24 protein-coding genes and 2 pseudogenes are annotated in these 23,844 nt (G+C 67.5%); 12 read left to right on the top strand and 14 right to left on the bottom strand.

Going from position 1 to position 23,844, the window contains the following annotated elements; all coding sequences use genetic code 11:
- Positions 1-67: 67 nt before the first annotated feature.
- The 3 genes from chrA to AC07NN_RS20530 are packed head-to-tail and all read right to left on the bottom strand — an operon-like array spanning position 68 to position 3,174.
- Positions 68-1,351: a chromate efflux transporter gene (chrA, locus tag AC07NN_RS20540; RefSeq protein ID WP_494645251.1), complete on the bottom strand. Its 1,284-nt coding sequence runs from the start codon at positions 1,349-1,351 to the stop codon at positions 68-70.
- Positions 1,348-2,169 (bottom strand): 23S rRNA (adenine(2030)-N(6))-methyltransferase RlmJ, encoded by an 822-nt coding sequence (rlmJ, locus tag AC07NN_RS20535; RefSeq protein ID WP_494645249.1) that lies wholly within the window; start codon positions 2,167-2,169, stop codon positions 1,348-1,350. Before rlmJ ends, chrA begins: the two co-directional genes overlap by 4 nt.
- A gap of 6 nt (positions 2,170-2,175) precedes the next feature.
- Positions 2,176-3,174 carry a helix-turn-helix transcriptional regulator gene (locus AC07NN_RS20530; protein ID WP_494645247.1) on the bottom strand — a complete coding sequence of 333 codons (999 nt, stop codon included), beginning with the start codon at positions 3,172-3,174 and terminating at the stop codon, positions 2,176-2,178.
- A gap of 84 nt (positions 3,175-3,258) precedes the next feature.
- On the opposite strand from AC07NN_RS20530, the gene AC07NN_RS20525 reads away from it, so the two are divergent.
- From AC07NN_RS20525 to AC07NN_RS20515, 3 genes are all read left to right on the top strand, one after another.
- The gene (locus AC07NN_RS20525; protein ID WP_494645245.1) at positions 3,259-3,609 is read left to right on the top strand and encodes a hypothetical protein; all 351 of its coding nucleotides are present in this window, start codon (positions 3,259-3,261) and stop codon (positions 3,607-3,609) included.
- A gap of 285 nt (positions 3,610-3,894) precedes the next feature.
- Entirely contained in the window at positions 3,895-6,420 is a 2,526-nt protein-coding gene (locus AC07NN_RS20520; RefSeq protein ID WP_494645243.1) for a TonB-dependent receptor plug domain-containing protein, read from the top strand.
- Between the two features lie 142 nt (positions 6,421-6,562).
- Entirely contained in the window at positions 6,563-7,366 is an 804-nt protein-coding gene (locus tag AC07NN_RS20515) for a MerR family transcriptional regulator (RefSeq protein ID WP_494645241.1), read from the top strand.
- Positions 7,367-7,403: 37 nt separating this feature from the next.
- Here AC07NN_RS20515 and AC07NN_RS20510 read toward each other — a convergent pair whose 3' ends face one another.
- Positions 7,404-7,949, bottom strand: a complete 546-nt coding sequence (locus AC07NN_RS20510) for a GNAT family N-acetyltransferase (protein WP_494645239.1) — start codon at positions 7,947-7,949, stop codon at positions 7,404-7,406.
- A gap of 272 nt (positions 7,950-8,221) precedes the next feature.
- Between AC07NN_RS20510 and AC07NN_RS20505 the strand changes: the two genes are divergently transcribed.
- The 5 genes and pseudogenes from AC07NN_RS20505 to AC07NN_RS20485 all read left to right on the top strand — a co-directional run bounded on the left by AC07NN_RS20505 (position 8,222) and on the right by AC07NN_RS20485 (position 11,639).
- Positions 8,222-9,823 (top strand): flavin monoamine oxidase family protein, encoded by a 1,602-nt coding sequence (locus AC07NN_RS20505; RefSeq protein ID WP_494645237.1) that lies wholly within the window; start codon positions 8,222-8,224, stop codon positions 9,821-9,823.
- Positions 9,824-9,899: 76 nt separating this feature from the next.
- Positions 9,900-10,292, top strand: a complete 393-nt coding sequence (locus AC07NN_RS20500) for a c-type cytochrome (protein ID WP_494645235.1) — start codon at positions 9,900-9,902, stop codon at positions 10,290-10,292.
- 27 nt (positions 10,293-10,319) lie between these two features.
- Positions 10,320-10,802 (top strand): RidA family protein, encoded by a 483-nt coding sequence (locus AC07NN_RS20495; protein ID WP_494645233.1) that lies wholly within the window; start codon positions 10,320-10,322, stop codon positions 10,800-10,802.
- A gap of 318 nt (positions 10,803-11,120) precedes the next feature.
- Complete coding sequence (locus AC07NN_RS20490) at positions 11,121-11,516, top strand: Ohr family peroxiredoxin (protein WP_494645231.1); 396 nt, start codon at positions 11,121-11,123, stop codon at positions 11,514-11,516.
- Positions 11,513-11,639 (top strand): annotated as a pseudogene (locus AC07NN_RS20485) (hypothetical protein). Before AC07NN_RS20490 ends, AC07NN_RS20485 begins: the two are co-directional and overlap by 4 nt.
- 36 nt (positions 11,640-11,675) lie before the next feature.
- On the opposite strand, the gene AC07NN_RS20480 reads toward AC07NN_RS20485, so the two are convergent.
- The 7 genes and pseudogenes from AC07NN_RS20480 to AC07NN_RS20450 all read right to left on the bottom strand — a co-directional run bounded on the left by AC07NN_RS20480 (position 11,676) and on the right by AC07NN_RS20450 (position 17,310).
- Positions 11,676-12,053 (bottom strand): Rieske (2Fe-2S) protein, encoded by a 378-nt coding sequence (locus tag AC07NN_RS20480; RefSeq protein WP_494645229.1) that lies wholly within the window; start codon positions 12,051-12,053, stop codon positions 11,676-11,678.
- Positions 12,050-13,057 (bottom strand): fumarylacetoacetate hydrolase family protein, encoded by a 1,008-nt coding sequence (locus AC07NN_RS20475; protein WP_494645227.1) that lies wholly within the window; start codon positions 13,055-13,057, stop codon positions 12,050-12,052. Before AC07NN_RS20475 ends, AC07NN_RS20480 begins: the two co-directional genes overlap by 4 nt.
- 27 nt (positions 13,058-13,084) lie before the next feature.
- Positions 13,085-14,365: a homogentisate 1,2-dioxygenase gene (gene hmgA, locus AC07NN_RS20470; protein ID WP_494645225.1), complete on the bottom strand. Its 1,281-nt coding sequence runs from the start codon at positions 14,363-14,365 to the stop codon at positions 13,085-13,087.
- Between the two features lie 28 nt (positions 14,366-14,393).
- A pseudogene (locus AC07NN_RS20465) lies at positions 14,394-14,484 on the bottom strand (hypothetical protein); the annotation flags it as partial.
- 10 nt (positions 14,485-14,494) lie between these two features.
- A complete protein-coding gene (hppD, locus tag AC07NN_RS20460; protein ID WP_494645222.1) occupies positions 14,495-15,568 on the bottom strand; it encodes a 4-hydroxyphenylpyruvate dioxygenase in 1,074 nt (357 codons plus the stop codon).
- Between the two features lie 19 nt (positions 15,569-15,587).
- On the bottom strand, positions 15,588-16,724 hold the full coding sequence (hisC, locus tag AC07NN_RS20455; RefSeq protein ID WP_494645220.1) for a histidinol-phosphate transaminase: 1,137 nt from the start codon (positions 16,722-16,724) through the stop codon (positions 15,588-15,590).
- Positions 16,725-16,842: 118 nt separating this feature from the next.
- Entirely contained in the window at positions 16,843-17,310 is a 468-nt protein-coding gene (locus AC07NN_RS20450; RefSeq protein WP_494645218.1) for an Lrp/AsnC family transcriptional regulator, read from the bottom strand.
- Between the two features lie 133 nt (positions 17,311-17,443).
- Here AC07NN_RS20450 and AC07NN_RS20445 point away from each other — a divergent pair, with 133 nt between their 5' ends.
- The 3 genes from AC07NN_RS20445 to AC07NN_RS20435 all read left to right on the top strand — a co-directional run bounded on the left by AC07NN_RS20445 (position 17,444) and on the right by AC07NN_RS20435 (position 21,365).
- Positions 17,444-17,668: a hypothetical protein gene (locus AC07NN_RS20445; RefSeq protein ID WP_494645216.1), complete on the top strand. Its 225-nt coding sequence runs from the start codon at positions 17,444-17,446 to the stop codon at positions 17,666-17,668.
- Complete coding sequence (locus AC07NN_RS20440) at positions 17,665-18,567, top strand: SPFH domain-containing protein (RefSeq protein ID WP_494645214.1); 903 nt, start codon at positions 17,665-17,667, stop codon at positions 18,565-18,567. Before AC07NN_RS20445 ends, AC07NN_RS20440 begins: the two co-directional genes overlap by 4 nt.
- A 143-nt stretch (positions 18,568-18,710) precedes the next feature.
- Complete coding sequence (locus tag AC07NN_RS20435) at positions 18,711-21,365, top strand: porin family protein (protein WP_494645212.1); 2,655 nt, start codon at positions 18,711-18,713, stop codon at positions 21,363-21,365.
- On the opposite strand, the gene AC07NN_RS20430 is transcribed toward AC07NN_RS20435, so the two are convergent.
- From AC07NN_RS20430 to AC07NN_RS20420, 3 genes are all read right to left on the bottom strand, one after another.
- Positions 21,362-21,592: a LuxR C-terminal-related transcriptional regulator gene (locus tag AC07NN_RS20430; protein WP_494645915.1), complete on the bottom strand. Its 231-nt coding sequence runs from the start codon at positions 21,590-21,592 to the stop codon at positions 21,362-21,364. The genes AC07NN_RS20435 and AC07NN_RS20430 overlap by 4 nt on opposite strands.
- A 130-nt stretch (positions 21,593-21,722) precedes the next feature.
- The gene (locus AC07NN_RS20425; protein ID WP_494645210.1) at positions 21,723-22,244 is read right to left on the bottom strand and encodes a hypothetical protein; all 522 of its coding nucleotides are present in this window, start codon (positions 22,242-22,244) and stop codon (positions 21,723-21,725) included.
- A gap of 53 nt (positions 22,245-22,297) precedes the next feature.
- On the bottom strand, positions 22,298-22,738 hold the full coding sequence (locus tag AC07NN_RS20420) for a hypothetical protein (protein ID WP_494645208.1): 441 nt from the start codon (positions 22,736-22,738) through the stop codon (positions 22,298-22,300).
- Positions 22,739-22,966: 228 nt separating this feature from the next.
- Between AC07NN_RS20420 and AC07NN_RS20415 the strand changes: the two genes are divergently transcribed.
- A complete protein-coding gene (locus tag AC07NN_RS20415; protein ID WP_494645206.1) occupies positions 22,967-23,677 on the top strand; it encodes a hypothetical protein in 711 nt (236 codons plus the stop codon).
- The last annotated feature ends 167 nt before the right edge of the window (positions 23,678-23,844 follow it).

Below are 23,844 nucleotides of genomic sequence, written 5' to 3'. Positions count from 1 at the left end.
GGCGATCTATTGCACCGCAACATAACATGGAAATTGCGTTCGCAAGTGCAAAAATGCTGCCCTTAGGTCAACTCAAGCCAAACGCCTTCAGAAGCGCGCCGGCGGCCACGACCACGGCGATCATGGCCAACATCGGCAGACGGGTGGCGAAGGTCAGCATCAGGGCCAGCACGGTCAGCCCCAACGCCGCGTAGTCCAGGCTGGCGAGATCGGGCAGCATCACCTTCACGACGCCCAGGACCTCCATCGTCTGGCCGCTGCGGAACAGCAGGTGGATGGCGAACCACAGGGCCAGCTGGCCGATCACGCCCACCGCCGCCGCCGAGATCAGGGCCAGGGCCCGCGAGGGCCTGGGCTGACGGCCCCAGCGCTCGAACAGCGGACCGCCGGCGAAGATCCACAGGAACGACGGCGCGAAGGTGGTCCAGGCGGCCATCAGCCCCCCCGCCACGCCCAGGGCCCAAGCCCATTCCGGCGGCGCGGTCTGGAAGGCGCCGACGAAACCGACGAAGACGAAGACCAGGATCAGCGGCCCCGGCGTGGTCTCGGCCAGGCCCAGACCATCCAGCATCTGGGTCGCCGACAGCCAGCCGAAGCTCGAGGCGGTCTGCCCCAGATAGGCCAGGGCCGCATAGGCGCCGCCGAAGCTGATCGCCGCCAGTCCGCCGAAGCTCATGCCCATCCAGGCGATCGGCGAACGAGGCGCGATCAGCCAAGCCAGGGCGATTGGCGCGAGCCATAGGGCCAAGCACGCCACGGCCGTGCGCACCTGGCCGGCCGGCGGCGGAACCCTTGGCGACGGCGCGCCCTCCCCGCCCTTGGCGGTCGCCCAGCCCAGGGCGCCCGCCGCCAGGATCACCAGCGGGAACGGCACGGTCGTAAAAGCCAGCAAGGCAAAGCCCGCGCCGCAGACGAAAGCCGCCATGCGGTCCTTGATCGTCCGCTGGCCGATCTTCAGCAGGGCCTGCAGCACGAGCGCGACCACCGCCGCCTTCAGCCCCAGCAGCACCGGCGCGGCCCAGTCCGAACGGCCGTGGACGACATAGAGCGCCGACAGGCCCAACATCACCGCCAGGCCCGGCAGGACGAACAGCAAGCCCGCCGCGACGCCGCCTCGGACGCCATGCAGTCGCCAACCCAGCCAGGTGGCCAACTGCTGGGCCTCGGGGCCGGGCAGCAGCATGCAGAAGCTCAGGGCGCGGGCGAACTCGTCGTCATCGACCCAGGCGCGGGTCTCGACCACCTCGCGATGCAGCAGCGCGATCTGTCCGGCCGGGCCGCCAAAGCCCAGCACGCCGATCTTCAGCCAGACAGGCAGCGCTTCCGAGAAGGTCGGCGGGACCTTGGTCACGTCCGCCAGACGCGCGAGCGGCCGCCGGTCTCGCCCAGGCGCGCGGCGATCCAGTCGCCAGCCTCCACGGCGGCCCCGTCGACCGAGGCCGGAGCCCCGATCATCACCATCGCGCAGCCGTTCATCTTCATGGGATCCGTCAGGGGGCGGAGACGAAGCTCGGCGACTAGCAGGTCATCCGTGACGGTTTCCATCGCGCGCAGGAAGGCGTCGAAGGTCTCCAGGTCCTTGATCGGCAGCCAGATGGCCAGGGCGGCGTCCTTGGCGCGGACCAGGACGGCGCGGGTCGTGGCCGCGATCTGCCGGTAGTCGTCCGGCCGCTCGAACGGCGGGTCGATGACCACGAAGGCGCGGCCGCCCTTGCCGGCCTGGCTGGCGGCGGTCGCGTAACCGTCGGCTTCCAAGGCCTGGGCGCTGGCATAGGGCGCCAGGGTCTTGCGCAGCAGCTGGGCGTCGTCGGGACGGAGTTCGCAGCCGGCATAGCGGTCGGCCTTGCGCAGCGCCCGCGCCATCAGCAGCGGCGAGCCTGGATAGAGATCGCCCGACTTGCCGCCGTTCATGGCGTCAACGGCCTTCAGCAGCGACCCGAACACCGCCGGCGCATCGGTCGCCGCCTTCAGCCGGAAGATGCCCGCCTGGGCCTCGCCCGAACGCCGCGCCATCTCGCCAGAAAGATCGTACCCCCCCGCCCCCGCATGGGTGTCGATCACCGACACGGCGTCGCTCTCGCGCTGCAGGGCCGACAGCATGGCCAGCAGGATCGCGTGCTTGTGCAGGTCGGCGAAGTTGCCGGCGTGGAAGGCGTGGCGGTAGTTCATCCCCGCTCATACCACGTCTTTTGGCCACGCCCCGTGCGCGCGAGCAGCCTCGCGCAGTTCGGCGACCATCATGTCCTTCAGCGCCTGGGGCTGGACGATCTGGATATCGCCGCCCCAGGTGAACAGGTGCCAGGACAGCTCGCGCATGCCGCCGGCGCGGAACGTGACCGTCACCGAGCCGTCGTCTTCCTGGGTCACCTGCTGGGTCGCGTGAAAGCGCCAGCGCAGGGCGTCCTCGGCGCGGCGCTTGTCGATGCGCAGCACCACGTCCTGGATCTCGTCGTGATAGATGCCGAAGCTCTCGTCGGCGAAGGCCTGCAGCGAGAAGTCCTCAGGTGGCGGCGCTGGGGTGTCGAGCACCTTCAGGTCGCTCATGCGGTCCAGGCGCCAGGAGCGCGGCTTGCCGCTCTTGCCCTCCGACGCCACCAGATAGTTGCTGCGCCCGAACAAAACGCCCAGCGGCGTCACTTCCCGCGTGCGGCCCGGCGTGCTGCCGCCCTCGTAGCGGAACGACAGGCCCGACAGCCCCTTGATCGCCGTGCGGATGGCGGCGAGCAGCGCCTGATCCTCGAACGGACGAGGGCCAGCGTGGACTGCGATGGTCTCGGCCTGAACCAGGGCCTCGACGTCGGGCGCCACCCGGCGACGGGCCGAGCCGCGCAGGGCCGACAGCAGCTTGGCCTCCAGCGCGTAGAGCGAGGCCGCCCGCGTGTCGGCGCCGGACGCCTTGTAGGAATCGGCCGCCGTCCGCAGGGCCGCCAGCTCCTCGGCGGTCGGGGTCTGGAAGACGCCATCCAGGCCGGACGGGATGCGGAAGCGCTTGGTCGGCGGATCGTCGATCGCCTCCATCTGCGGAAAGGCCGCCCAGACGGCGTCGCGCATCCGCTCGGCGGTACGACGACCGACATCCAGGTTCTGGGCCATCTCGTCCAGGGTCAGCCCCTCGGCCGAGCCGGCCAGCATCCGGGCCAGATGCAGAAGGCGCGTAGCTTTTTCGTGTCTCATGCGTTCCCCAGGCAGACGAGTAGCTTACGACCGTTTCTGTCGCAATGCCCGCACATTCTGCGGATGTCGAGATTGGAGAAACTAATGTCGCGCTTCGCCTGCTCCCCCTGGACCGTCGCGCCTGTGAATCAGGCCCTGATCTCGGCCGTGCTGGATTTCGCCGACATCCACCGCGACATGGGCGGCGGACGCACCCTGCGTCGGATCAGCCATGAGCGGGCGGCCAAGGCCGACATGTTCCTGCTGCTCGGCCGCGACGTCGAGCGCGTCACCGACATCGGCCTCGTCTGGAACGACCGTGAGGACCAGATCGTCCGCGTCACCGACGACGCCGAACTGCGTGATTCCCGGATGAGCGCCTGGGAAGAAGCCTTCGACCTGTTCGAGACCGAAGAGACCGACGAAGCGGCCGAGCCGATGCGCCTCTGCGCGTGAGTTGAGGCGCCCTTCGCGACCTCCGCGCGTGGATCGCCCGCGCCGTTCTGCCTAAAATCCGAGAACAGCCGCCGCGCAAAACGGCGCCCGCCGGGCGCTTGCGCGGTTGTGGCGTTTTCCTGACAGCCTCTCATTGCCGAACGCCGAAACGTGGATCCCCATGAATACATCGGGATGATCCCGATAGATTTTTAGTGCCCGCGTCAAAAATCATAATCGGGGAGAGAAAAACGCCATGGATGGAGAATTCGACATGCGTCAATAAACACAATGAGGGGGTTACTGATGACTCGACGTTTTAAACCCGCACTCCTGGCGGGCATTTCGGCGCTATCCATTACTATTGGATATTCTGCCCCCGCTTTCGCCGCCGACACCGCAGCGACACCGCCCGACCAGACCGAGGTCGACACCATCATCGTCACCGGCACGCGCCAGACGGGCCTGCGTGTCATCGACAGCCCCGCCCCCGTCCAGGTGGTCGACACCAGCACGCTCGAGCGCACCGGCGCGGTGGACCTGCGCCTCGGCCTCGCCAACCTGGTGCCGTCGTTCAACGCCCAGGCCTTTGGCGGCGACACCGCCAACCTGACCCTTTCGGCCCGCCTGCGCGGTCTTTCGCCCAACCAGGCCCTGGTGCTGGTCAACGGCAAGCGCCGCCACACCACCGGCAACCTCGCCGTCCTGTCGGGCGTCTATCAGGGCGCCGCCGCCGCGGACCTTGGCTTCATCCCGATGGCCGGCATCGGCCGTATCGAGGTGCTGACCGACGGCGCCGCCGCCCAGTACGGCACGGACGCCATCGCCGGCGTCGTCAACATCATCCTGAAGAAGAACGTTTCGGGCGGCTCGATCTCGGCCACCGGCGGCGAATACTTCGACGGCGGCGGCAAGACGGCCGGCGGCGCGATCAACATCGGCATGTCGCCGACCGAGAACAGCTATCTGAACATCACGGTCGAGAGCAAATACCACGGCTTCTCCAACCGTGGCCTGCCCGACCAGCGGGTCTTCAACCCGACCAGCCCCGGCTATTCGGCCGCCAACAACGCCGTCGAGAGCCTGATCAAGGGCTATCCGAACCTGAACCTGATCTCGGGCGACGCCGAGTACCGCCTGAACAACCTCGTCTACAACGCCGGGATCGAGCTGCCCGGTGACTTCGAGGTCTATTCGTTCGGCACCCTGGGTCACAAGGACGCCTCGGCCTACGAGAACTACCGCCGCTACAACCGCATCCAGGGCAAGATGGGCGCGACCGACCGGCCGTTCCCGCTGGGCTTCAGCCCGCGTGAACGCATCATCGAGGACGACTACGCCATGACCCTGGGCGTGTCGGGCAAGGTGGCCGGCTGGGATCTCGACGTCTCGTCGACCTACGGCAAGGACGACATCGAGGTCCGCGTCGAGGACTCGGCCAACGCCAGCCTCTATGTCGACACCTCGACCACCACGACTAAGGGCTTTTCCCCCACCTCGTTCCACGCCGGCAGCTGGCGCACGACCCAGTGGACCAACAACGTCGACCTGCGTCGCGGCTTCGACGTCGGCTTCGCGGAGGCGCTGGACGTCGCCGTCGGTTACGAGCAGCGCCGCGACTACTATCGCATCGGCCAGGGCGACGCGGCCTCGACCTACAAGGAAGGCTCGCAGTCGTATCCGGGCTTCCAGAAGACGGACGCCGGCGGCCACGCGCGCACCAGCTGGGCGCTCTATGGCGACGTCGCCGCCACCCCCGTCGCGGCCTGGAAGATCGACGCGGCGGTCCGCTACGAGAAGTTCAGCGACTTCGGCGACACGACCGTCGTCAAGCTGACCAGCCGCTACGACTTCAGCGAGATGTTCGCCATCCGCGGCACGGCCTCGACCGGGTTCCGCGCCCCGACCCTGGCGGAATCGTTCTACTCGGCCACCAACGTCTCGCCGACCAGCGCCTTCGTGCAGCTGGCCCCGAACTCGAACGCCGCGCGCCTGCTGGGCATCTCCCCGCTGAAGCCGGAGAAGTCGAAGAACTACAGCCTCGGCATCGTGGCTCACCCGATCCCGAAGATGACGGCGACGATCGACGCCTATCAGATCACCCTGAAGGACCGCATCTTCGGTTCCAGCTCGGTCTATGGCCTGCGCAACGGCGTCGTGGTCAACAGCAACGTCAACGCCGCGATCGCCGCCAACGGCAACGTGCTGGACAGCACGGTGGCCAGCACCGGCATCAACATCTTCTCGAACGGCCTAGACACCCGCACACGCGGCCTGGACTTCGTCGTCGCGTATCCGACCGATCTGGGCGAGATGGGCCGCATCGACTGGACGCTGAGCGGCAACTTCAACAAGACCAAGATCACCAAGGTGAAGGCCGCGCCGACGGCCCTGGCCACGACCAGCGCCGCCTTCCCGACGGGTCAGGTCCTGTTCGCGGGCAACGCCGCCTCGTTGCTGGAAAAGGCCGCGCCGAAGTACAAGATCGGGCTGAACGGCCTCTACACCTTCGGCAAGATCTCGCTTTCGCTGACCGAGACCTTCTACGGCAAGGCCGAGGCCCTGTCGGATCCCGGCACCGGCCCGCTACTCAACACCGTGGCCAGCGCCACGGCGATCACCGACGCCGAGCTCTCCTACAAGTTCCCGGTCGGCGTTACGGCCGCGATCGGGGCCAACAACCTGTTCAACAAGTATCCGGACAAGTTCACGGCCGCGTTCCAGACCGCCTGTATCGCCTCAGGCGGCGGCTGTGTAACTCAGTACCCGAGCTTCTCGCCGTACGGCATCAACGGCGGCTACTACTACGGCCGACTGACCTTCGCCTTCTGAGGCGGGAAGACAGGCTGAACTGCGAAGGGGCGGGCCGCGAGGTCCGCCTCTTTTGCTTTTCCGGCGACGCATGTCGAATTGGCGCTTGCGCCGGACCCAAGGGCCGGCCGGATAAGACGACTCGTTCGAGGAGGATGATGCGTTGGCAAGTTCCGGTCCCCACCTGCTGCCCGCCGAGGCCGCCCGTCGCCTGGGCGTCAGCGGGAAGGCTTTGCGCGTGTACGAAGCGCAGGGCCTGATCCGGACCGAACGGACGGCGGCGGGTTGGCGGGTCTACGGGCCCGACCAGATCGCCCGCCTGCATCAGGTGCTCGCCCTCAAGAGCTTCGGCTTTCCGCTCACGCGGATCGCCCAACTCTTGTCCGGTGGCCCTCCCGACCTCACGGCCTTCCTGGACCTGCACGAGCATGTGCTGCGCCAGGAAGCCGAACGGGTCGACCGCGCGCTCCGCCTGCTGGCGGTGGCGCGCACCAAGCTCGCCGAACGCGGCACGCTTTCCTCGGACGATTTGATGGATCTCACCAAGGAAACCGTGATGACCGAGAAAAACGTCGACGACCTGGCCGCCGCCTACGAAACGATCGCCGCCAGGCGCTTCTCCCCGGCCGACCAGGCAACGCTGAAAGCCAACGGTTATGAAGGCATGGCCAAGCCCGACCAGGACTGGGGCGCTCTGCACGCCGAAGCCGACCGCCTGATGCGGATCGGCGATCCCACATCGCCTGCCGCGATGGATCTTGCCCGCCGATGGATGGGCAAGGTGTTCGAGGCGACGGGCGGCGACCCCGCCCTCACCCGCAAGATGAAGGCCGTCGCGCGCGAGACCTTGGAACAACCCGCCTTCGCCGCCGCGTCGACCTCGTCCAACGCCATGATGGACTTCGTCACCCAAGCCTATGGCGCAGCCATCGCGGCCGGTGTGATGCCAAAGCCCGCCGACGCCTAGGACGAAGGGGCGGGCCGAACGGTCCGCCCCTTCTGTTTTAGAGCGCCTTGCCCATCCGGATCAGCGGCACCCGGTAGCCGTTCGACGTCACAGCCTCGAACGGCTCGATGTCGTGGTAGCCGCAGGCGCGATACAGCGGCACGCCGCCCATGGTCGCGGCCATCTCGACGCTGGAGAACCCTTCGGCCCGCGCGGCCGCCTCGCAGGCGTCCAGGACGATCCGGCCGACGCCTTTGCGGGTGTGGTCGGGGTGGGTGTACATCGCCCGCACCCGCGCCGCGTCAACCTTGGGGTCGAGCAGCGCCGCGTCGCGCCCGGCCGAGTGATCGCCGCCGAACAGGGTGGCGCGCCGGCTCCAGCCGCCGCAGCCGGCGATCGCTTCTCCGTCTTCCACCACGAAATAGGTGCCGTCGGCGATCAGCTGGGTGTCCAGGCCCATGATCTCGTACGAGGCCTTCACTCCTTCCGGCGGCAGGAACGCCTGGAGCAGCTCGCCGATCGCGCGGTCCATCAGGGCCGACAGGACGGGCATGTCCTCGGGGCGCGCCAGGCGCAGGCGAAGGGTCGGGGCGGTCGAACTCATGGCTACTCCTTCGGGACGCGGGACGGCGCGGCGAAAGAGCGATTCCGCATTGCGAAGACGGATCGCTCGCCCCCGCTCATGGATCGCTCAAAGGCCGCGCGCGGCGCCCAATGGCGAGGCTTCTAACATGTCAGAACGAGGACGAACCCGAATTGCGTTGCGCCGCGAAGGCCGGGGTTTCGAGATGCCCCTGTCCGGCGCGGCAAGGCCCGTCGGCTTCGTGGCCAGGCGCGATCTTCACGCGCCGGTCCGCAAACAAGGGCGGGGATCTTATGAGTGGACTGGACGCGTCTTCGGCGGGTGGTGTTCTCACGCGCCGTCGGTTCTTCGAAAGCCTGGCCGCGGTCGGCGGCATGTCACTGGTGCTGTCGGGCATGGAGGCCCTTGGCTACGGCATGGCCTCGGCCACGGAGCTGCCGCCCGAACTGAGCGGCGGGGCCAAGAACACCAAGATCGTCATCCTGGGCGCGGGCCTGGCGGGCATGACCGCCGCCTATGAACTCGGCAAGGCCGGCTATCAGGTCCAGGTGCTGGAGGCGCGTTCCTATGCCGGCGGTCGCTGCCAGACGGCGCGTAAGGGCTTCAAGCACACCGACCTGATCGGCCACGAACAGACCTGCGAGTTCGACGAGGGCCAGTACATCAACCACGGCCCCTGGCGGATCCCGTACCACCACCGCTCGACGCTGCACTACACCAAGACATTCGGCGTGCCGCTGGAGAGCTTCGTCAACGACAACGACGCGGCTTACATCTATTTCGAGAAGGGCAAGGGTCCGCTGACCGGCAAGCCGGTGCGCAAGGGCGAGGTCGCCGCCGACATCCGGGGCTACACCGCCGAACTAGTCGCCAAGGCCGCCAGCCAGGGCCAGCTCGACGCCCCGCTGTCGGGCGTCGACAAGGAGCGCTTCGTCGCCTACCTGGTCAACGAGGGGCGGCTGTCCAAGGACCTCGCCTACAAGGGCACCGAGGGTCGCGGCTTCTCCGTCCATCCCGGCGCGGGCGTCAGTCCCGGCCCCGGCAAGGAGCTGCCGCCCTTCGCCTTCAAGGACGTGCTGGACAGCAACGCCTGGCGCGTCCTGAGCTCGGTCACCGGCTACGAGCAGCAGCGCACCATGCTGCAGCCGATCGGCGGCATGGACCAGATCGCCAAGGCCTTCGAGAAACAGGTCGGGCCGATGATCCGCTACGGCGCGGTCGTCGAGAAGATCAAGCAGTCCCCCACCGGCGTCACGGTCTCGTACAAGGGCGCCGACGGCAAGGCCGCCGAGGTCACGGCCGATTACTGCATCTGCACCATCCCGCTCAGCGTGCTGAAGCAGATCGATCTGGACGCCTCCGCCCCGTTCAAGGCGGCGATGAGCGGCGTGGCCTACGCCCCGGTCAACAAGATCGGCCTGCAGATGAAATCCCGCTTCTGGGAGGACAACCACCACATCTACGGCGGCCACATCTACAACGACCTGCCGGGGATCAACACGATCACCCTGCCCTCCTATGGCTGGCAGGGGCAGAAGGGCGTGCTGCTGGGCTACTACGCGTTCGGCGGCGAGGCGGCCAAGATCAGCGCCAAGACCCCGGCCGAGCGCGCGGCCTTCGCCGTGGCGGCGGGCCAGAAAATCTTCCCGGAATACGCCGCCAACTTCGACAACGCCTTCTCCTTCAGCTGGCACCTGGCCGAGTACAATCTCGGGGGCTGGGCCGAGTGGGGCGAGACCGGGCGCAAGGACAGCTATCCGGTCCTCTGCCAGCCCGATGGCCGCCTCTATCTGGCCGGCGAACACTTGAGCTACCTAGGCGGCTGGCAGGCCGGCGCCATCGAGTCGGCCTGGCAGCAGATCGCCAGGATCCACGCCCGCGTTCAGCAGGCCTGAGAACACGAGCGTGGCAGCCGGAAGTGGAAGCCGGTTCCGGTGGTCGCCACGCGTTAAGGAAAGTCCGAGGAAACGCATGACCTTCGCCTATCGTCTCGCCGCCCTGAGCCTTGTCGTGGCCATGGCTGTTCCCGCCATCGCCTCCGCCGACGGCAAGTCGAGCTACATGGACAACTGCTCGGCCTGCCACCAGGCCACCGGCAAGGGCGTCAAGGGCGCCTTCCCGGCCCTGGCCGGCTCGCCGTTCGCGCAGGGCGACGCCAAGCTGGTGACGACCACGGTGCTGAACGGCCGCGCCGGCATGCCGGCCTTCAAGGACGACCTCACCGACGCCGACCTCTCGGCCATCCTGACCTATGTCCGCTCGTCGTGGGGCAACAAGGCCTCGGCCGTCGCGCCCAAGGATGTCGCCGCCGCCCGCGTCGCCGCCAAGGCCGGGGCCAAGGCGCGCGGCCTGCAGGCCCACTGATCGATCCGCTCACCCAGGGAGAACTCCATGAAACGCCTCGCCGCCCTCGCCGTCGGGCTCTGCGCTCTTGCCTCCGTCGCTCAAGCTCAGGAGATCGTCCGTGGCGGCGATCCCAAGTCGGCCATCGCCAGCGTGGTCACCGTGCCGGCCGGCTACAGCACCATCTATGTCAGCGGCATGACCCCGCCGGTGATCGACGAAAAAGCCACCGGCGTCGCCAAGTTCGGTGACACCAAGACCCAGACCCTGGGCGTGCTGGGCCGCATCGAGGCGGCGCTGAAGAGCCAGGGCGCGACCATGGCCGACGTCGTCATGATGCGCGTGCTGCTGGTCGGCGACCCGGCCAAGGACGGCAAGATGGACTTCGCCGGCATGATGGAGGGCTACAAGACCTACTTCGGCACCGCGACCCAGCCCAACAAGCCCTCGCGCATCACCAGCCAGATCACCGCCCTGGTGGCCGACGGCATGCTGGTCGAGATCGAGGTCCAGGCGGCCAAGAAGCCTTAGGGGCGGCAACGCCGAACCCGCGCCGACGCTTCAATTTCATCGTTACGCAAAATTAGTTTCGTGACAACGTTGTCAGATCAAATTCAAACAGCTATATGGAAATCAGCCCTTTCGGGCGTTTCCTCCCAATGACTCGGCCGCCTTCTTCTCCTGGAAGGCGGCCGTTCTTTTGTCAGGCGCACCGCCGTCTCGGCTGCCCCGGAAAATAAATCGCATCCGATCTATTGAACGCCCTTGAACCCGTCGAACGTCGCACCAAATTACATCGCATCCGATTAGATCGGATATGATCAACAACACGAAACGACAGGTGCTCCCATGACCGCCAAGCTCTATTTCTCCGGCACAACCCACAACACCACCGGCCCGAACGGCGGCGCGCGCAGCGCCGACGGCTTCCTGGATCTGAAGTTCGCCGAGCCCCACCCCGCCGCCGAGAACCTGTTCGGCGCGGCCTGGTCGGCCTGCTACATGGGCGCTCTCGGCCTCGTCGCCGCCCAGCGCAAGGTGAAGCTGCCGGCCGACCTGTCGGTCGACGCCACCATCGACCTGCTCGCCGACGCCGGTTCCTTCTTCCTGCGCGCCAAGTTCGACGTCGCCCTGCCCGGCCTGGATCGCGACCTGGCCCAGGACCTGATCGACGCCGCCCACACGATCTGCCCGTACTCGAAGGCGACGCACGGCAATATCGAGGTCGTGACCAATTTGGTGTGAGCGTGGAGCGCGCCCTCCGTCACGCTGCGTATCCGCAGCGCGCCACCTCCCCCGTTTCACGGGTGAGGAGGATGCCGCCTCTTTCCTGCCCCGCTTGCGGGGGAGGTGGCGCGGCGCCGATAGGCGACGTGACGGAGGGGGCGCAACAGCCCTAGATGCCTAGGCGGTGACGACGCGCCCCTCGTGCGTCGTCACCGGCCAGGGCGAAAGCTTCGCGCCCATACAGGGACCGCCGACGCAGGTCCCCTCGTCCACCGTGAACATCGCCCCGTGCCAGGAGCACTGGATCAGGCCGCCGTCGGGCGTCAGGTACTGATCCAACTGCTGGGCCAGAGGCAGACCCTGGTGCGGGCAGCGGTCGACATAGCCGAACACCGCCTCACCCTTGCGGACCACAAAGCCGTGGAAGCGCTTGTCGCCGATCTGCAGGACGTAGTTCCGCGCCGCGCCGTCGGCGATCAGGTCCAGCGGGCCGAGATTGATCCCCGCCCGCGTTTCCCAAATCCGGCCGACCGGCGCGGCGGCTTCTTCCGTCAAACCCGCTCGACCGTCTGCTCGATGGCGCCGAAGATCGAGTGGCCCTTGGCGTCCTTCATCTCGATGCGGATGGTGTCGTCGCCCAGCAGGAACGGCGTCTTGGCCGCACCGGTCAGGATCGTCTCGACCGTGCGCAGTTCGGCCAGGCACGAATAGCCGACGCCGCCTTCGGCGATCGTCTTGCCCGGGCCTTCGTCGGCGCCGCGGTTGCTGACCGTACCCGAGCCGACGATGGTGCCGGCGCAGAGGTTGCGGGTCTTGGCCGCGTGAGCGACTAGGGTCCCGAAATCGAAGGTCATGTCGACGCCGGCGTCGGCCTTGCCGAAGTCCTTGCCGTCCAGCTCGACCAGCAGGGCGCCGTGCAGCTTGCCGTCCCTCCAGGCGTCACCGAGCGCGTCGGGCGACACCGCCACCGGCGAGAAGGCGCTGGCGGGCTTGGACTGCACGAAGCCGAAGCCCTTGGTCAGCTCGGCCGGGATCAGGTTGCGCAGGGACACGTCGTTGCAGAGCATGACCAGGCGGATGGCCGCCAGGGCCTCCTCGCGGGTCGCGCCCAGCGGCACGTCGTCGACGATCACGGCGATCTCGCCTTCCAGGTCGCAGCCCCAGCTGGCGTCGGCCAACGGGATCGGATCGCGCGGGGCCAGAAAGCCGTCCGAGGCGCCCTGGTACATCAGCGGATCGGTCCAGAAGGTCTCGGGCATCTCGACGCCGCGCGCCTTGCGGACCAGTTGCACGTGATTCACATAGGCCGAACCGTCGAGCCATTGGTAGGCGCGCGGCAGCGGGCTGAGCGCGTCGTGCTCGTGGAAGCGTTCCTTGGGGACCGCGCCGTGCTCGAGGCTCTCGGCCAGGCCCGCCAGCATCGGCCCGCAGCGCTCCCAATTGTCCAGCGCGGCCTGCAAGGTCGGCGCGATGGTCCCGGCGTCTGTAAACCAGGCCAGGTCGTTGGAGACCACCACCAGCCGGCCGTCACGACCGCCCTTGAGAGACGCGAGCTTCATCAGCGCTTCCTCTTGTATTTGTTCTGGTTAAGGCAGACGCGCTTTGGAGAAGCCCGTCCAACACGAGTCATAGTCACCCTGAAGCGCGGAAGTCTCCAGTGCGAACTTCGTCGGGCGGATCACCCAGCGACTTTCGAACATGAAGGCCATGGTCCCGTCGATCTTGTGCGGGCCCAGTTCGGCCTCGGTGGCCTTGTGGTGACTGGCCACGTCGGGGCCGTGATCGCTCATGCAGTTGTGCAGGCTGGAGCCGCCGGGGACGAAGCCCCCCTCCTTGGCGTCGTAGGCGCCGTGGATCAGGCCCATGAACTCGCTCATCACGTTGCGGTGGAACCACGGCGGGCGGAACGTGTGCTCGGCCACCATCCAGCGCGGCGGGAAGATCACGAAGTCACAGTTGGCCGTGCCCGGGATCTCGCTGGGCGAGGTCAGGACCGTGAAGATCGACGGATCGGGGTGGTCGAAGCTGACCGTGTTGATCGTGTTGAAGCGCGACAGGTCATAGCGGTACGGCGCGAGATTGCCGTGCCAGGCCACGACGTCCAGCGGACTGTGGTCCCACTCGGCGGCCCACAGGGCGCCCTGGAACTTCTGGATGACCAGGGTCGGCGCATCGACGTCCTCGAACGCCGCCACGGGCGTCTCGAAGTCGCGCGGATTGGCCAGGCCGTTCGAGCCGATGGGGCCCAGGTCCGGCAGCTTGAACGCCGCGCCGTAGTTCTCGCAGACATAGCCGCGCGAGGGACCGTCGACCTCGACGCGGAAGCGCACGCCGCGCGGGATCACCGCGATGTGGCCGGGGCCGGCCTTTAGAACACCGAACTCAGTGACCAGGGTCAGCACGCCCTGCTGCGGGACCAGCAGCAGCTCGCCGTCGGCATTGTAGAATACCCGGTTCTTCATCGACGCGTTGGCCAGATAGAGATGGATACCGATGCCGGCCTGAGTCGCCACGTCGCCGTTGCCGGCCAGGGTGACCAGGCCGTCGACGAAGTCGGTCGGCTCGGCCGGGATCGCCAGCGGGTCCCAACGCAGGCGGTTGGGCGTCACCGGGCCTTCGAACGGGCCGCTGGCTAGCCTGGCTTGGGCATAGGGCTGGTAGGCGCCATGCCCGGCGCTGGGCCGCAGGCGGTAGAGCCAGCTGCGCTTGTTCTCGTGACGCGGGGCGGTGAAGGCCGTGCCCGACAGCTGCTCGGCATAGAGCCCAAACGGAACCCGCTGCGGCGAGTTCTGGCCGACGGGCAGAGCGCCCGCCACGGCCTCGGTGGCGAAGTGAGCGCCGAAGCCGGTTTGGTAGCGGAGGTCCATGGTTGGGTCCTTGGATCGTTCAACGACAGAGGAGCCGCCCTCGCCCTTCGACAAGCTCAGGGTGAGGGCTACTCAACGCTCGCAGTAAACACCTCATCCTGAGCTTGTCGAAGGACGAGGTGTGGGCCCTCAGGCCTCGACCGTGATCACGCCCCGGCGGATCTGGTCCAGCTCGATGCTTTCGAACAGGGCCTGGAAGTTGCCGTTGCCGAAGCCTTCGTTGCCCTTGCGCTGGATGATCTCGAAGAAGATCGGGCCGAACAGGTTCTCGGTGAAGATCTGCAGCAGCAGGCCTTCGTCGCCGACATTGCCGTCCAGCAGGATGCGGTTCTTCTTCAGGCGCTCCAGGTCCTCGCCGTGGCCCGGGACGCGCTTGTCGATCAGCTCGTAGTAGGTCTCGATCGTGTCCTGCAGCTTCACGCCGCGCGCGCGCAGCTTCTCGACGGTGTCGTAGATATTGTCCGTCGTCATCGCCAAGTGCTGGATGCCCTCGCCGTTGTACTGGCGGATGAACTCCTCGATCTGGCTCTTGTCGTCCTGGCTTTCGTTCAGCGGGATGCGGATGGCCTTATCGGGCGCGATCATTGCCTGGCTGAACAGGCCCGTGGCCTGGCCCTTGATGTCGAAGTACTTCTGCTCCTCGAAGCCGAAGATCTGGTTGTAGAAGGTCGACCAGGTGCGCATCTGGCCACGCTTGACGTTGTGGGTCAGGTGGTCGAGCAGGTCGAGGCCGACATTGTTCTTGGCTTCGGCCAGGGCCGCGCCCGGGACCTGTTCCCAGCCGTCATAGATGGTGCCGGCGTCGCCGTAGCGGTCGATGAGGTACAGCAGGCTGCCGCCGATGCCTTCCAGCACCCGGGCGTCCGCGCCCAGCAGCGAACGCGAGGCGTCGGCGGCCTTGGCGCCGCGCTTGAGGGCTTCGGCATAGGCCTGCTCGACGTTCTCGACGCGGAAGGCCATGCCGTTGGCCGACGGGCCGTGATCGGCGCGGAAGTCGGCGACCTGGCCGGCCTCTTCCTGGTTGACGATCAGGTTGATGCGACCCTGCTTGTAACGGGTCGCCGCCTTGGTCGGGTGCTTGCTGGCGGCTACGAAGCCCAGCTGTTCGATCAGAGCGACCATGGCGACCGGATCGGGGCTGGTGAACTCGACGAACTCGAAGCCGTCGAGGCCCAGCGGGTTCTGCTCGGTGACGAGGGTCATGAAGGCGTCTCCGTAAATCTTAGAGGGCCAGCGCGGTCGGCAGCGCGGCGATCAGGGCGTCGTTGTCGGCCGGACGGCCGATGGTGATGCGGACCCAGCCGCCGGCGACCGGCGTCGGGCGGATGATGAGCCCCTCGTGCAACAAATGCGCGGCGGTGGCTTCGGCGCCAGCGGGCGAGCGCAGGAACACGAAATTGGCGTGGCTCTCGGTGTGCTCGACGCCCATGTCGTCCAGCACCGCCTCGACGCGACCGCGTTCAGCGATGGTCAGGGCGACGGTGCGGTCCAGGTGCTCGCGGTCCTCCCAGGCGGCAAGGGCGGCGGCCTGGCTGACGGCGGTGACGTTGAACGGCGGGCGGATGCGATCCAGGTACTCGACCAGCTCGGCCGACGAGGCGATGCCGTAGCCCATGCGCAGCCCGGCCAGGCCATAGGCCTTGGAGAAGGTGCGGGCCGAGACCCACGGACCGCCCCAGGCGTCCAGCATGGCGAAGGTGTCGAAGGCCTCGTGATACTCGCGATAGGCCTCGTCGACGAAGACCACGGTCGAGCGCGGGGTGGCGGCCAGGATCTGCTTGAAGGCCTCGGCCTTCAGGGCGTTGCCGGTCGGGTTGTTCGGCGTGCAGAGGACCAGCAGCTTCGGCCCCTGCGCGGCGGCGGCGCATACGGCCGGAACGTCGATGTCGAAGTTCGGCAGGCGCGGCACGTCGATGATCCGCGCCTCGGCGCAGCGGCCGAAAATCTCGTAGGTCGGGAAGGTCGGGCTCGACAGCAGGATCGAGTCGCCCGGGTGCAGCACCGCGCGGAAGACGTAGTCGATCAGGGCTTCCGAACCCGGCGAGATCACCAGGCGCGCTGGCGAGACGCCCAGGCGCTGGCCGATCGCGGCGCGCAGCACGTCGCTGTGCGGATCGGGATAGATGTGCGGCTCGGTCATGGCGGTCATCACCGCCTCGGCGACCTTGGGGCTGGGGCCGAGCAAGTTCTCGTTGCTGGCCAGCTTGGAGAACGAGGAGAGGCCCGTCCGGCGGCCGGCCTCGGCCAGGGTCATGCCGGCCTTGTAGCCTTGCACGCCTTCCAGCGCGGGGCGCATCGGCGAGGCCCAGGTGGGCGACAGGGGCTTGCGATCGAGAACCAGCATCCGTCCGCGCTCCAATGAAGTGAGAGCGGCAGCATATCGCGGACTGGAAGTCAGAACGTGGCGATGATGACCATAGATCGAGCCATAACGGTCATTTTCGATCAACTTTTATCAAAGAACCGATCGAATGTGATCACTCCAGATAGTCCAGCGGCAGGGCCGTAGAGTCCTTGATCGTGTCCAGCACGAACGACGAGCGGATGTCCTTCACGGCCGGCATCTTCAGCAGGCGCTTCATGGTGAAATCCGCATAGGCGTCGAGGTTCGGCACCGCCACCTTCAGCAGGTAGTCGAAATTGCCGGTCATCACGTGGCAGCTGACCACTTCCGGTTCACGCAGGATGGCCTGCTGAAAGGCCTCGGCAGCCCCTTCGACGTGATCGACCTGGACTTCGACATAGGCCAGCACGTCCAGCCTGGCCTTGCGGCGGTCGAGCAGCGCGACATAGCCGCTGATCAGGCCCGAGGCCTCCAGCTGCTTGACCCGCCGCAGGCAGGGGCTGGGCGACAGCCCAACCCGCTCGGCGAGATCGACGTTCGAGATCTTGCCGTCCTGCTGCAGGATCTGGAGAATCTTCCGATCGGCACGGCTGAGCTTCATCGTGACCTGTTCAGGCTCATGATTGGTACAAAGTGACGAGATAGCGCATTTCTCGGTCCGCGAGGAGACGAGCCTTGCGCCCGCCTGCGCTTGAGGCTCTACCATTGAGCGAGACGCAGCCGGAGGAACCGCCGTGATCTACGCCAAGGCCGCCGCCTATCTGGTGGGCTGGGTGTTCCTGGCCGTGGTCCTGATGCGCGTGGTCGTGGGCCCGCTGTGGGGCTCGGGCACGGACATCGGCCTGGTCGCCGCCCCGGCCGCCTTCGCGGTGGGCGTCGTGGCCCTGGCCAAGCTGGCCCAGATTCTCCTGCGCGACCTCTCCAAGACTTCCCAGGCCGAAGCCAAGGATCCCGAATGACCGACAGCCCCTTCGTCACGCCCCCTCGCAAGGGTTCGATCAAAGCCCCGTTCCAAAAGCGCGGCCAGCAGGTGATGGTCGGCGTGGTCGCCGTGCTGATCCTGCTGCTGGGCTCGTGCAGCGTGCTCGGCCACAGCACCACGGTCGAGCCGGGCAATGTCGGGGTCAAGATCCGCACCCTGGGCTCCTCGGCCGGCGTCGCGCCCGAGCCCCTGCCCGCCCGCTGGTACTTCCGGGGCGTCGGCGAGCGGATCATCCAGTATCCGGTGATCCAGCGCACCTACAGCTACACCCGCGAGAAGGACGAGCGCGGCAACGAGAACGAGGAGATCACCTTCTCCGACAACACCGGCCTGCCGATGACGGCCGACATCTCGGTGACCCTGCAGGTCAATCCAGCCTCGGCGCCGAACCTCTACCAGACCTACCGCCTGTCATTCGACCAGCTGCTGGACGGACCGATCCGCAACGACGTCCGCTCGGCCGTCGCCGCCGAGGCCGAGAAGGTCGGTGTCGAGACGCTCTACAGCGGTGGTCGCCAGCAGGTAATCCAGCGCGCCTATGCCCGCGTCTCGAACAAGTGGGCGCGCCACGGGGTTACGGTCTCGCAGCTCGACTGGATCGGCTCGATCCGCTACCCGGCGGCGATCATCCAGCAGATGCAGGCCAAGACCCAGCTGGAGCAGGAAGCCCTGGCCGCCAAGGCCCTGGAGGCCAAGGAGACCGCCCTGGCCAACGCCGCCATCGCCCGTGCGCGCGGCGAGGCCGAGTCCATCCGCATCAAGGGCGAGGCCCTGCGGGCCAACCCGCAGGTCCTGCAGCAACTGGCCATCGAGAAATGGAACGGCGAGCTGCCCAAGGTCACCGGCGGCTCGACGCCGTTCGTGAAAATCGACTAGGCGTCCTACGAGCACGCGCGCCGCAATCATCACCAATGGCGACGCTTTTCATCCGTGAAAGCGTCACCATTCAGACAGAATTTGTAATCAATCTCCGGATGTGGCGCATCTCTAGTTGAGCGCCAGGTTCGGGGGAACTGTTCATGGGGATTGGTGCGACGCTGCTGCATGGCGCCGCAGCCTTGATGGCGGCGGGCGCGGTGCAGGCGGCCGATGGTCCGGACGACAAGGCCGACGAGGCCAAGTCCGGCTGCGAGGCGTCGCTGAAGCCGTCCAGGAAACGCGCCGCCAAATGCGCCGAAAGCCCCAACACGGTCGACGAACTCACGGTCGAGGGCCAGAAGCGCGGCAAGACCGAAGGCCCGATCCAGCCGGAACTGGTGCTGGATGAAGAGACGCTGAAGGCCTATGGCGCCAACACCGTCGCCGAACTGATCGTCAAGCTGCAGCCGCAGCTGCGCAGCGACAAGGGACGCGGCGACGAGCCGCCCGTCACCCTGATCAACGGCCAACGCACCGCCGGCCCGCAGGACTCGCGCGGCCTGCCGATGGGCGCTGTGCTGAAGGCCGAGATCCTGCCCGAGGAAGCCGCCCTGGCCTACGGCTATCGCGCCGACCAGAAGGTCCTCAACATCGTCCTGAAGAAGAACTTCCAGGCCAAGACCGTCACCGGCATCGGGCGACGCTCCACCGACGGCGGCTTCGCGAACACGGACCAGCAGGTGAGCCTCTTCAAGGTCGACGAAAAAGCCCGCAGGACCCTGAGCGTGCGCTACGCCCGGGCCTCGCCGCTGTACGAGACCGAGCGCGACATCGTCCGGGAGGCCAATGGCCTGCCCTACGACCTGACCGGCAACATCACCGGATCGCCGTCCGGCGCGGAGATCGATGCAGCGCTCTCGGCCCTGGCCAACGCGTCGATCACCACGGCGCCAGTCCCGGCCTCCGCCGTCGCCGGCGCGCCCAGCCTCTCCGACTTCGCGGCCGGCGCGGGTCAGGTCGCCACCGACGACCTCACCGCCTCGCGCACCCTGATGGCGCGAACCGAGAGCCTGGAGCTCGACGCGGTCTACAACCGCAACCTCGGCTATGTGACCACCACCCTCAGCGGCGGCATCGACCATGCCAGCCGGATCAGCTTCCAGGGCCTGCCCACCGGCATCGTGACCCTGCCCGCCGGCAGCCCGTTCTCGCCGTTCGGCAAGGACGTCACCCTCTATCGGGCCTTCGACGCGCGCGACGCCATGCGCCAGCGCACCGAGACGGACAAGGTCGAGGCGGGGCTGGTTATGCTGGGCATGGTCGCGGGCTGGCGCTGGACCTTCACCGGCGCCTTCGACCGCAGCGAAAGCGACACCCGCTCCGGCCGCGGTCTCGACATCGCCGGCTTCCGCAACGCCGTGGCGGCGCGCGACCCCACCGTCAATCCGTTCGGCCCGATCCCGGCGGCGCTGCTACGCTACGCGCCGGAGGACACCGCCAACGCGGTGACGACCAACGCCAAGGGCGAACTGGTCCTGGCCGGGACGCTGGCGGAGCTGCCGACTGGACGCCTTCGCGCGACGTTCAAGGGCGCGGTCGACACCCGCCGGCTGGCCTCCGAGAGCGTCCGCTCGGGGGTGCTGACCGAACGCGACTTCATCCGCGACCGCGCAACCCTCTATTCCAGCCTGGACATGCCGCTGCTCAAGCGCGGCAACGCGCATCTGGGCTTCCTGGGCGACGTGTCGGTCAACGGTAACGTCCAGTACGAGCGGTTCTCCGACGTCGACGCCATGATGACAATCGGAGCCGGCATGTCCTGGACGCCGGTGAAAGGGATCAGCCTGTCGGCCAACTATCGCCGCGAGGACGGCGAGCCGTCGCCGCAGCAGATCAACTCGCCCATCCTCCAGACGCTGAACGTGGCGATGTACGACTTCGCCACCGGCCAGACGGTGGCGGTGACCCAGATCAACGGCGGCAATCCGGGCCTGAAGGCCGACAATCGCCGGGTATCCACCCTGAGCCTGAACTACAAGCCGTTCGAGAAGCGCGAGCTATCGCTGTCCGCCAGCTATACGGCCACCCGCATCGCCGACCAGATCGCGCCCCTGCCCGCCATCTCGCCGGAACTGGAGGCGGCCTTCCCCGAGCGATTCATCCGCGACGCTTCGGGGCGCCTGACGACCGTCGACCTGCGCACGACCAACTTCGCCCACGCCGACCAGAAATCCGTGCGCCTGGGCGTCAACTTCTCCAGGCGCTGGGGCTTTCCGGAGCCGCCGACGCCAGGCAAGCCCGCTGCGCCGCCGCCCCCACGCAAGGGACCCGTCAAACAAGGCTCGATGTCGATCTCGCTCACCCACGTGTGGAAGCTGCAGGACCGGGTCATGATCCGCGAGGGCATGGCGCCGCTGGATCTCCTGGCCGGCGCGTCGCTGGGTCGTCGAGGCGGCACGCCGCGCCACGAGGTCACGCTGCAGGCCAACGTTTTCCAGAACGGGATCGGCGCCTTCACCTATTCCACCTGGCGCTCGTCGACCTGGGTCGACGGCGGACCGAAGGGTGACGATCTCAGCTTCTCCGACCTGCCGATCGTCGGCGTGCAAGCCTTCGCCGACCTGTCCGCCCGCCCGGTGCTGATCAAGCGCTATCCTGGGCTAAAAGGGGTCTGGCTGAACCTGGCGGTCGACAACGTCTTCAACACCAAGCAGCGCGTCCGCGACGCCCTGGGCCGCACGCCCCAGGCCTATCAGCCCGACTACATGGACCCGGTGGGCCGCGCCGTCCGACTGACCCTGCGCAAACAGTTCTAGAGGGCGATCAGGCCGCGACTGAGGCCGATGGCGATGGCGTGCCCGCCGGTGCTGGCGTTCAGCTTGGCCGCGGCCGAGCACAGGTGCTTCTTCACCGCGGATTCCGAGATCGAGAGGATCCGGCTCGTCTCCCACGCGGTCTTGCCGCGCGCGGCCCAGGTCAGGCATTCGCCTTCGCGAGAGGTCAGCGCCGCCAGCGCGGGGCGCGCATAGGCCAGCGCGCCCATCAAACTGCCCCCATGATCGTCGCCATTGTGTCACCCCGTTCGATCGCGGCCCGGCGCCGCCGGAACGCTCCGAGTGAGTTCCACGCCCCGAGGTGGAGGGCTTGGAAATTTCCGCCAACGACGACGCAGCTCAGCGCTTGTCGCAGGTCATCTGGTAGAAGGTCCCGTCGGCCCGCGAGGTGAGGCCGACTTTTCCGGGCTCGAGCGTCTTGGCGTAGAAGCCCGCCCAGGGGCCGGACAAAAACTCCATCTGCCCGCTGGGCCGGAACTTGTAGCTCCCCCGCGAGCCCTGCTCGTTGGCGTAGGCGTTGCCAGGGAAGAACCGCAGCTTCATGTTCCCCGCCGAGCCGCCATGGCATTGGTAGTCGCCGGGCGCCGGCGCATTGCCGACCGGCGGCGGATTGCGCACCGGCGAACCGGCGACCGGGGTCAGCATGAAGGCCGCCCAGCCGCTCTCCAGCCCCTTCTCGTCGCGCACCGTGCAACCGCCCTGGCCGTAGACGGCCGAGACCGTGCCGGGATAGCCGCCCGGCATCAGCACCTTCTGCCCGACATGGCAGGCGCGCATCTTCTCCTGGGCGGCGGCGGGCGAGACGGCGATCAGCGCCATGCCGGCGGTGGTCGCGCCCAGGGTCAGGATCGTCTTCAGCACGTCGGCGTCTCCCTCGAGACGGGCGCGGCGGCGTGGCCGCGCCCGAACCCGGATCAGTTACGGCGCTGCAGATTGCCGGCGCCCGCGCCGACCAGATTTCCGGCCCCGGCGCCGACGAGGTTGCCCGCGCCAGCTCCGACAATGTTGCCGGCTCCGGCGCCCACTAGGTTACCGGCGCCCGCGCCGACGATGCCCGCGCCGCCGGTGGAGGGATTGGTCTTCGGAGCCGCCAGCACGCTGCCGGAATAGCCACTCCCCTGCATACGGGGATAGCGGGCCTGCACCTTGGCCAACAGGTCGGCATAGCTGCTCCAGCGACCATTGCCGTAGAGCATGATGTTGCACTCACCCAGTTCGCCCTGGCCACTGGGCTCGCGCCCCTGGACCTGGCGGACGGCCTGGGTCACCCACGGATCGCGGCATTGGCCGGCCATGGCGGGAACGGCGAAAGCGGTCGCGGCGGTGGCGATCAGCGTCAAGGAAAGCAGCTTCATCGGACGTCTCCCGTAAACAGTGGGCGAACGGTCGCGCCGGAGCCGCGTCGCGACAATTGTCCGATCGGACGCCCCGTCGCCGCACCGCCTGGCGGGAATTTCCAAGCCTCGGCGCGATCGGCCGCGAAAGTCGAATGGAACCGTTCGATGGAGTCCGCAGCCTTGAAATCGACCTTGCGAACAATCGTCCTCGCCAGCCTCGCTTGGTCGTCTGCGACGGGGCCGGCCTTGCCGCAGGCCGACCCCGTCTCTTTTCCGGCGGGTTCGATCATCGAGACCGGCGGGCGCGAAGTGTTCAAGATCGTCTCGTGCCACAAGCACGCGACCTACGACTGGATGGAATGCGACGTCCAACTGGTCGAGAACGGCGTGGCGTCTGGCCGAGCGATCACCCTGGACGCCGGCGACCTCCTGAAGGGCGTCAACCGGGTGCGGGCCAGTCGCGGCCAGCCGATGCTGACGCCCACCCAGGCGCGCGCCGGCTATGCGGCCATGGGCGCCGCCGCCCCACCGCCGAGAACCGGTCCGGGCGCGGCCCTGGTCGGCGAATGTCCGCACACGCCCTATTCAGGCGTAGCAAGCGGCGCCACGCCGGCCTCGGCCGCCCTCTTCCAGCGCAAGATCGCCGACAGCTACACCATGGCGACCCGCGCGCCCTATTGGTACGGCGTCACCTTCGAGGCCTTTTCGGTAGGGCCGCCCGTGCGCAACGTGGTCAGCCAGGTCCCGGGCGTCGGCGCCATGCGCGTCAACACGGCCGCGCCGCCCAACGCGATCATGTACCTGGTCAAGAGCCGCTACGTCGTCTGCGAGCAGTCGCCGGGCCAGGCCGAGCGCCGGCGGATCGTCAACAGCCACTACTGCTTCGTGGACAGGAACAGCGAGTGGACTTGCGGAGGCGGTGGCGGTCCGCCCCCGCAGATCACACGCCTGCCCTGATGCGTGCATTCGAACAATTCGACGCTAGGTCGGCTAGGCGACGCAGTGATCACGGCGCCACCGGGCGGCCACCGGAAGTTCTTCTGGAGCACATCGCAGCCCATTCTTCAGCGAAAACTCAAAATCCCCCGTCGCAGGGGTTGGCTACTCTCGTCGCGCTTCGCAAG

The sequence above is a fragment of the Caulobacter sp. GW821-FHT09H08 genome (genome assembly GCF_059415885.1).
This window is presented reverse-complemented; position numbering and strand designations above follow the sequence as displayed.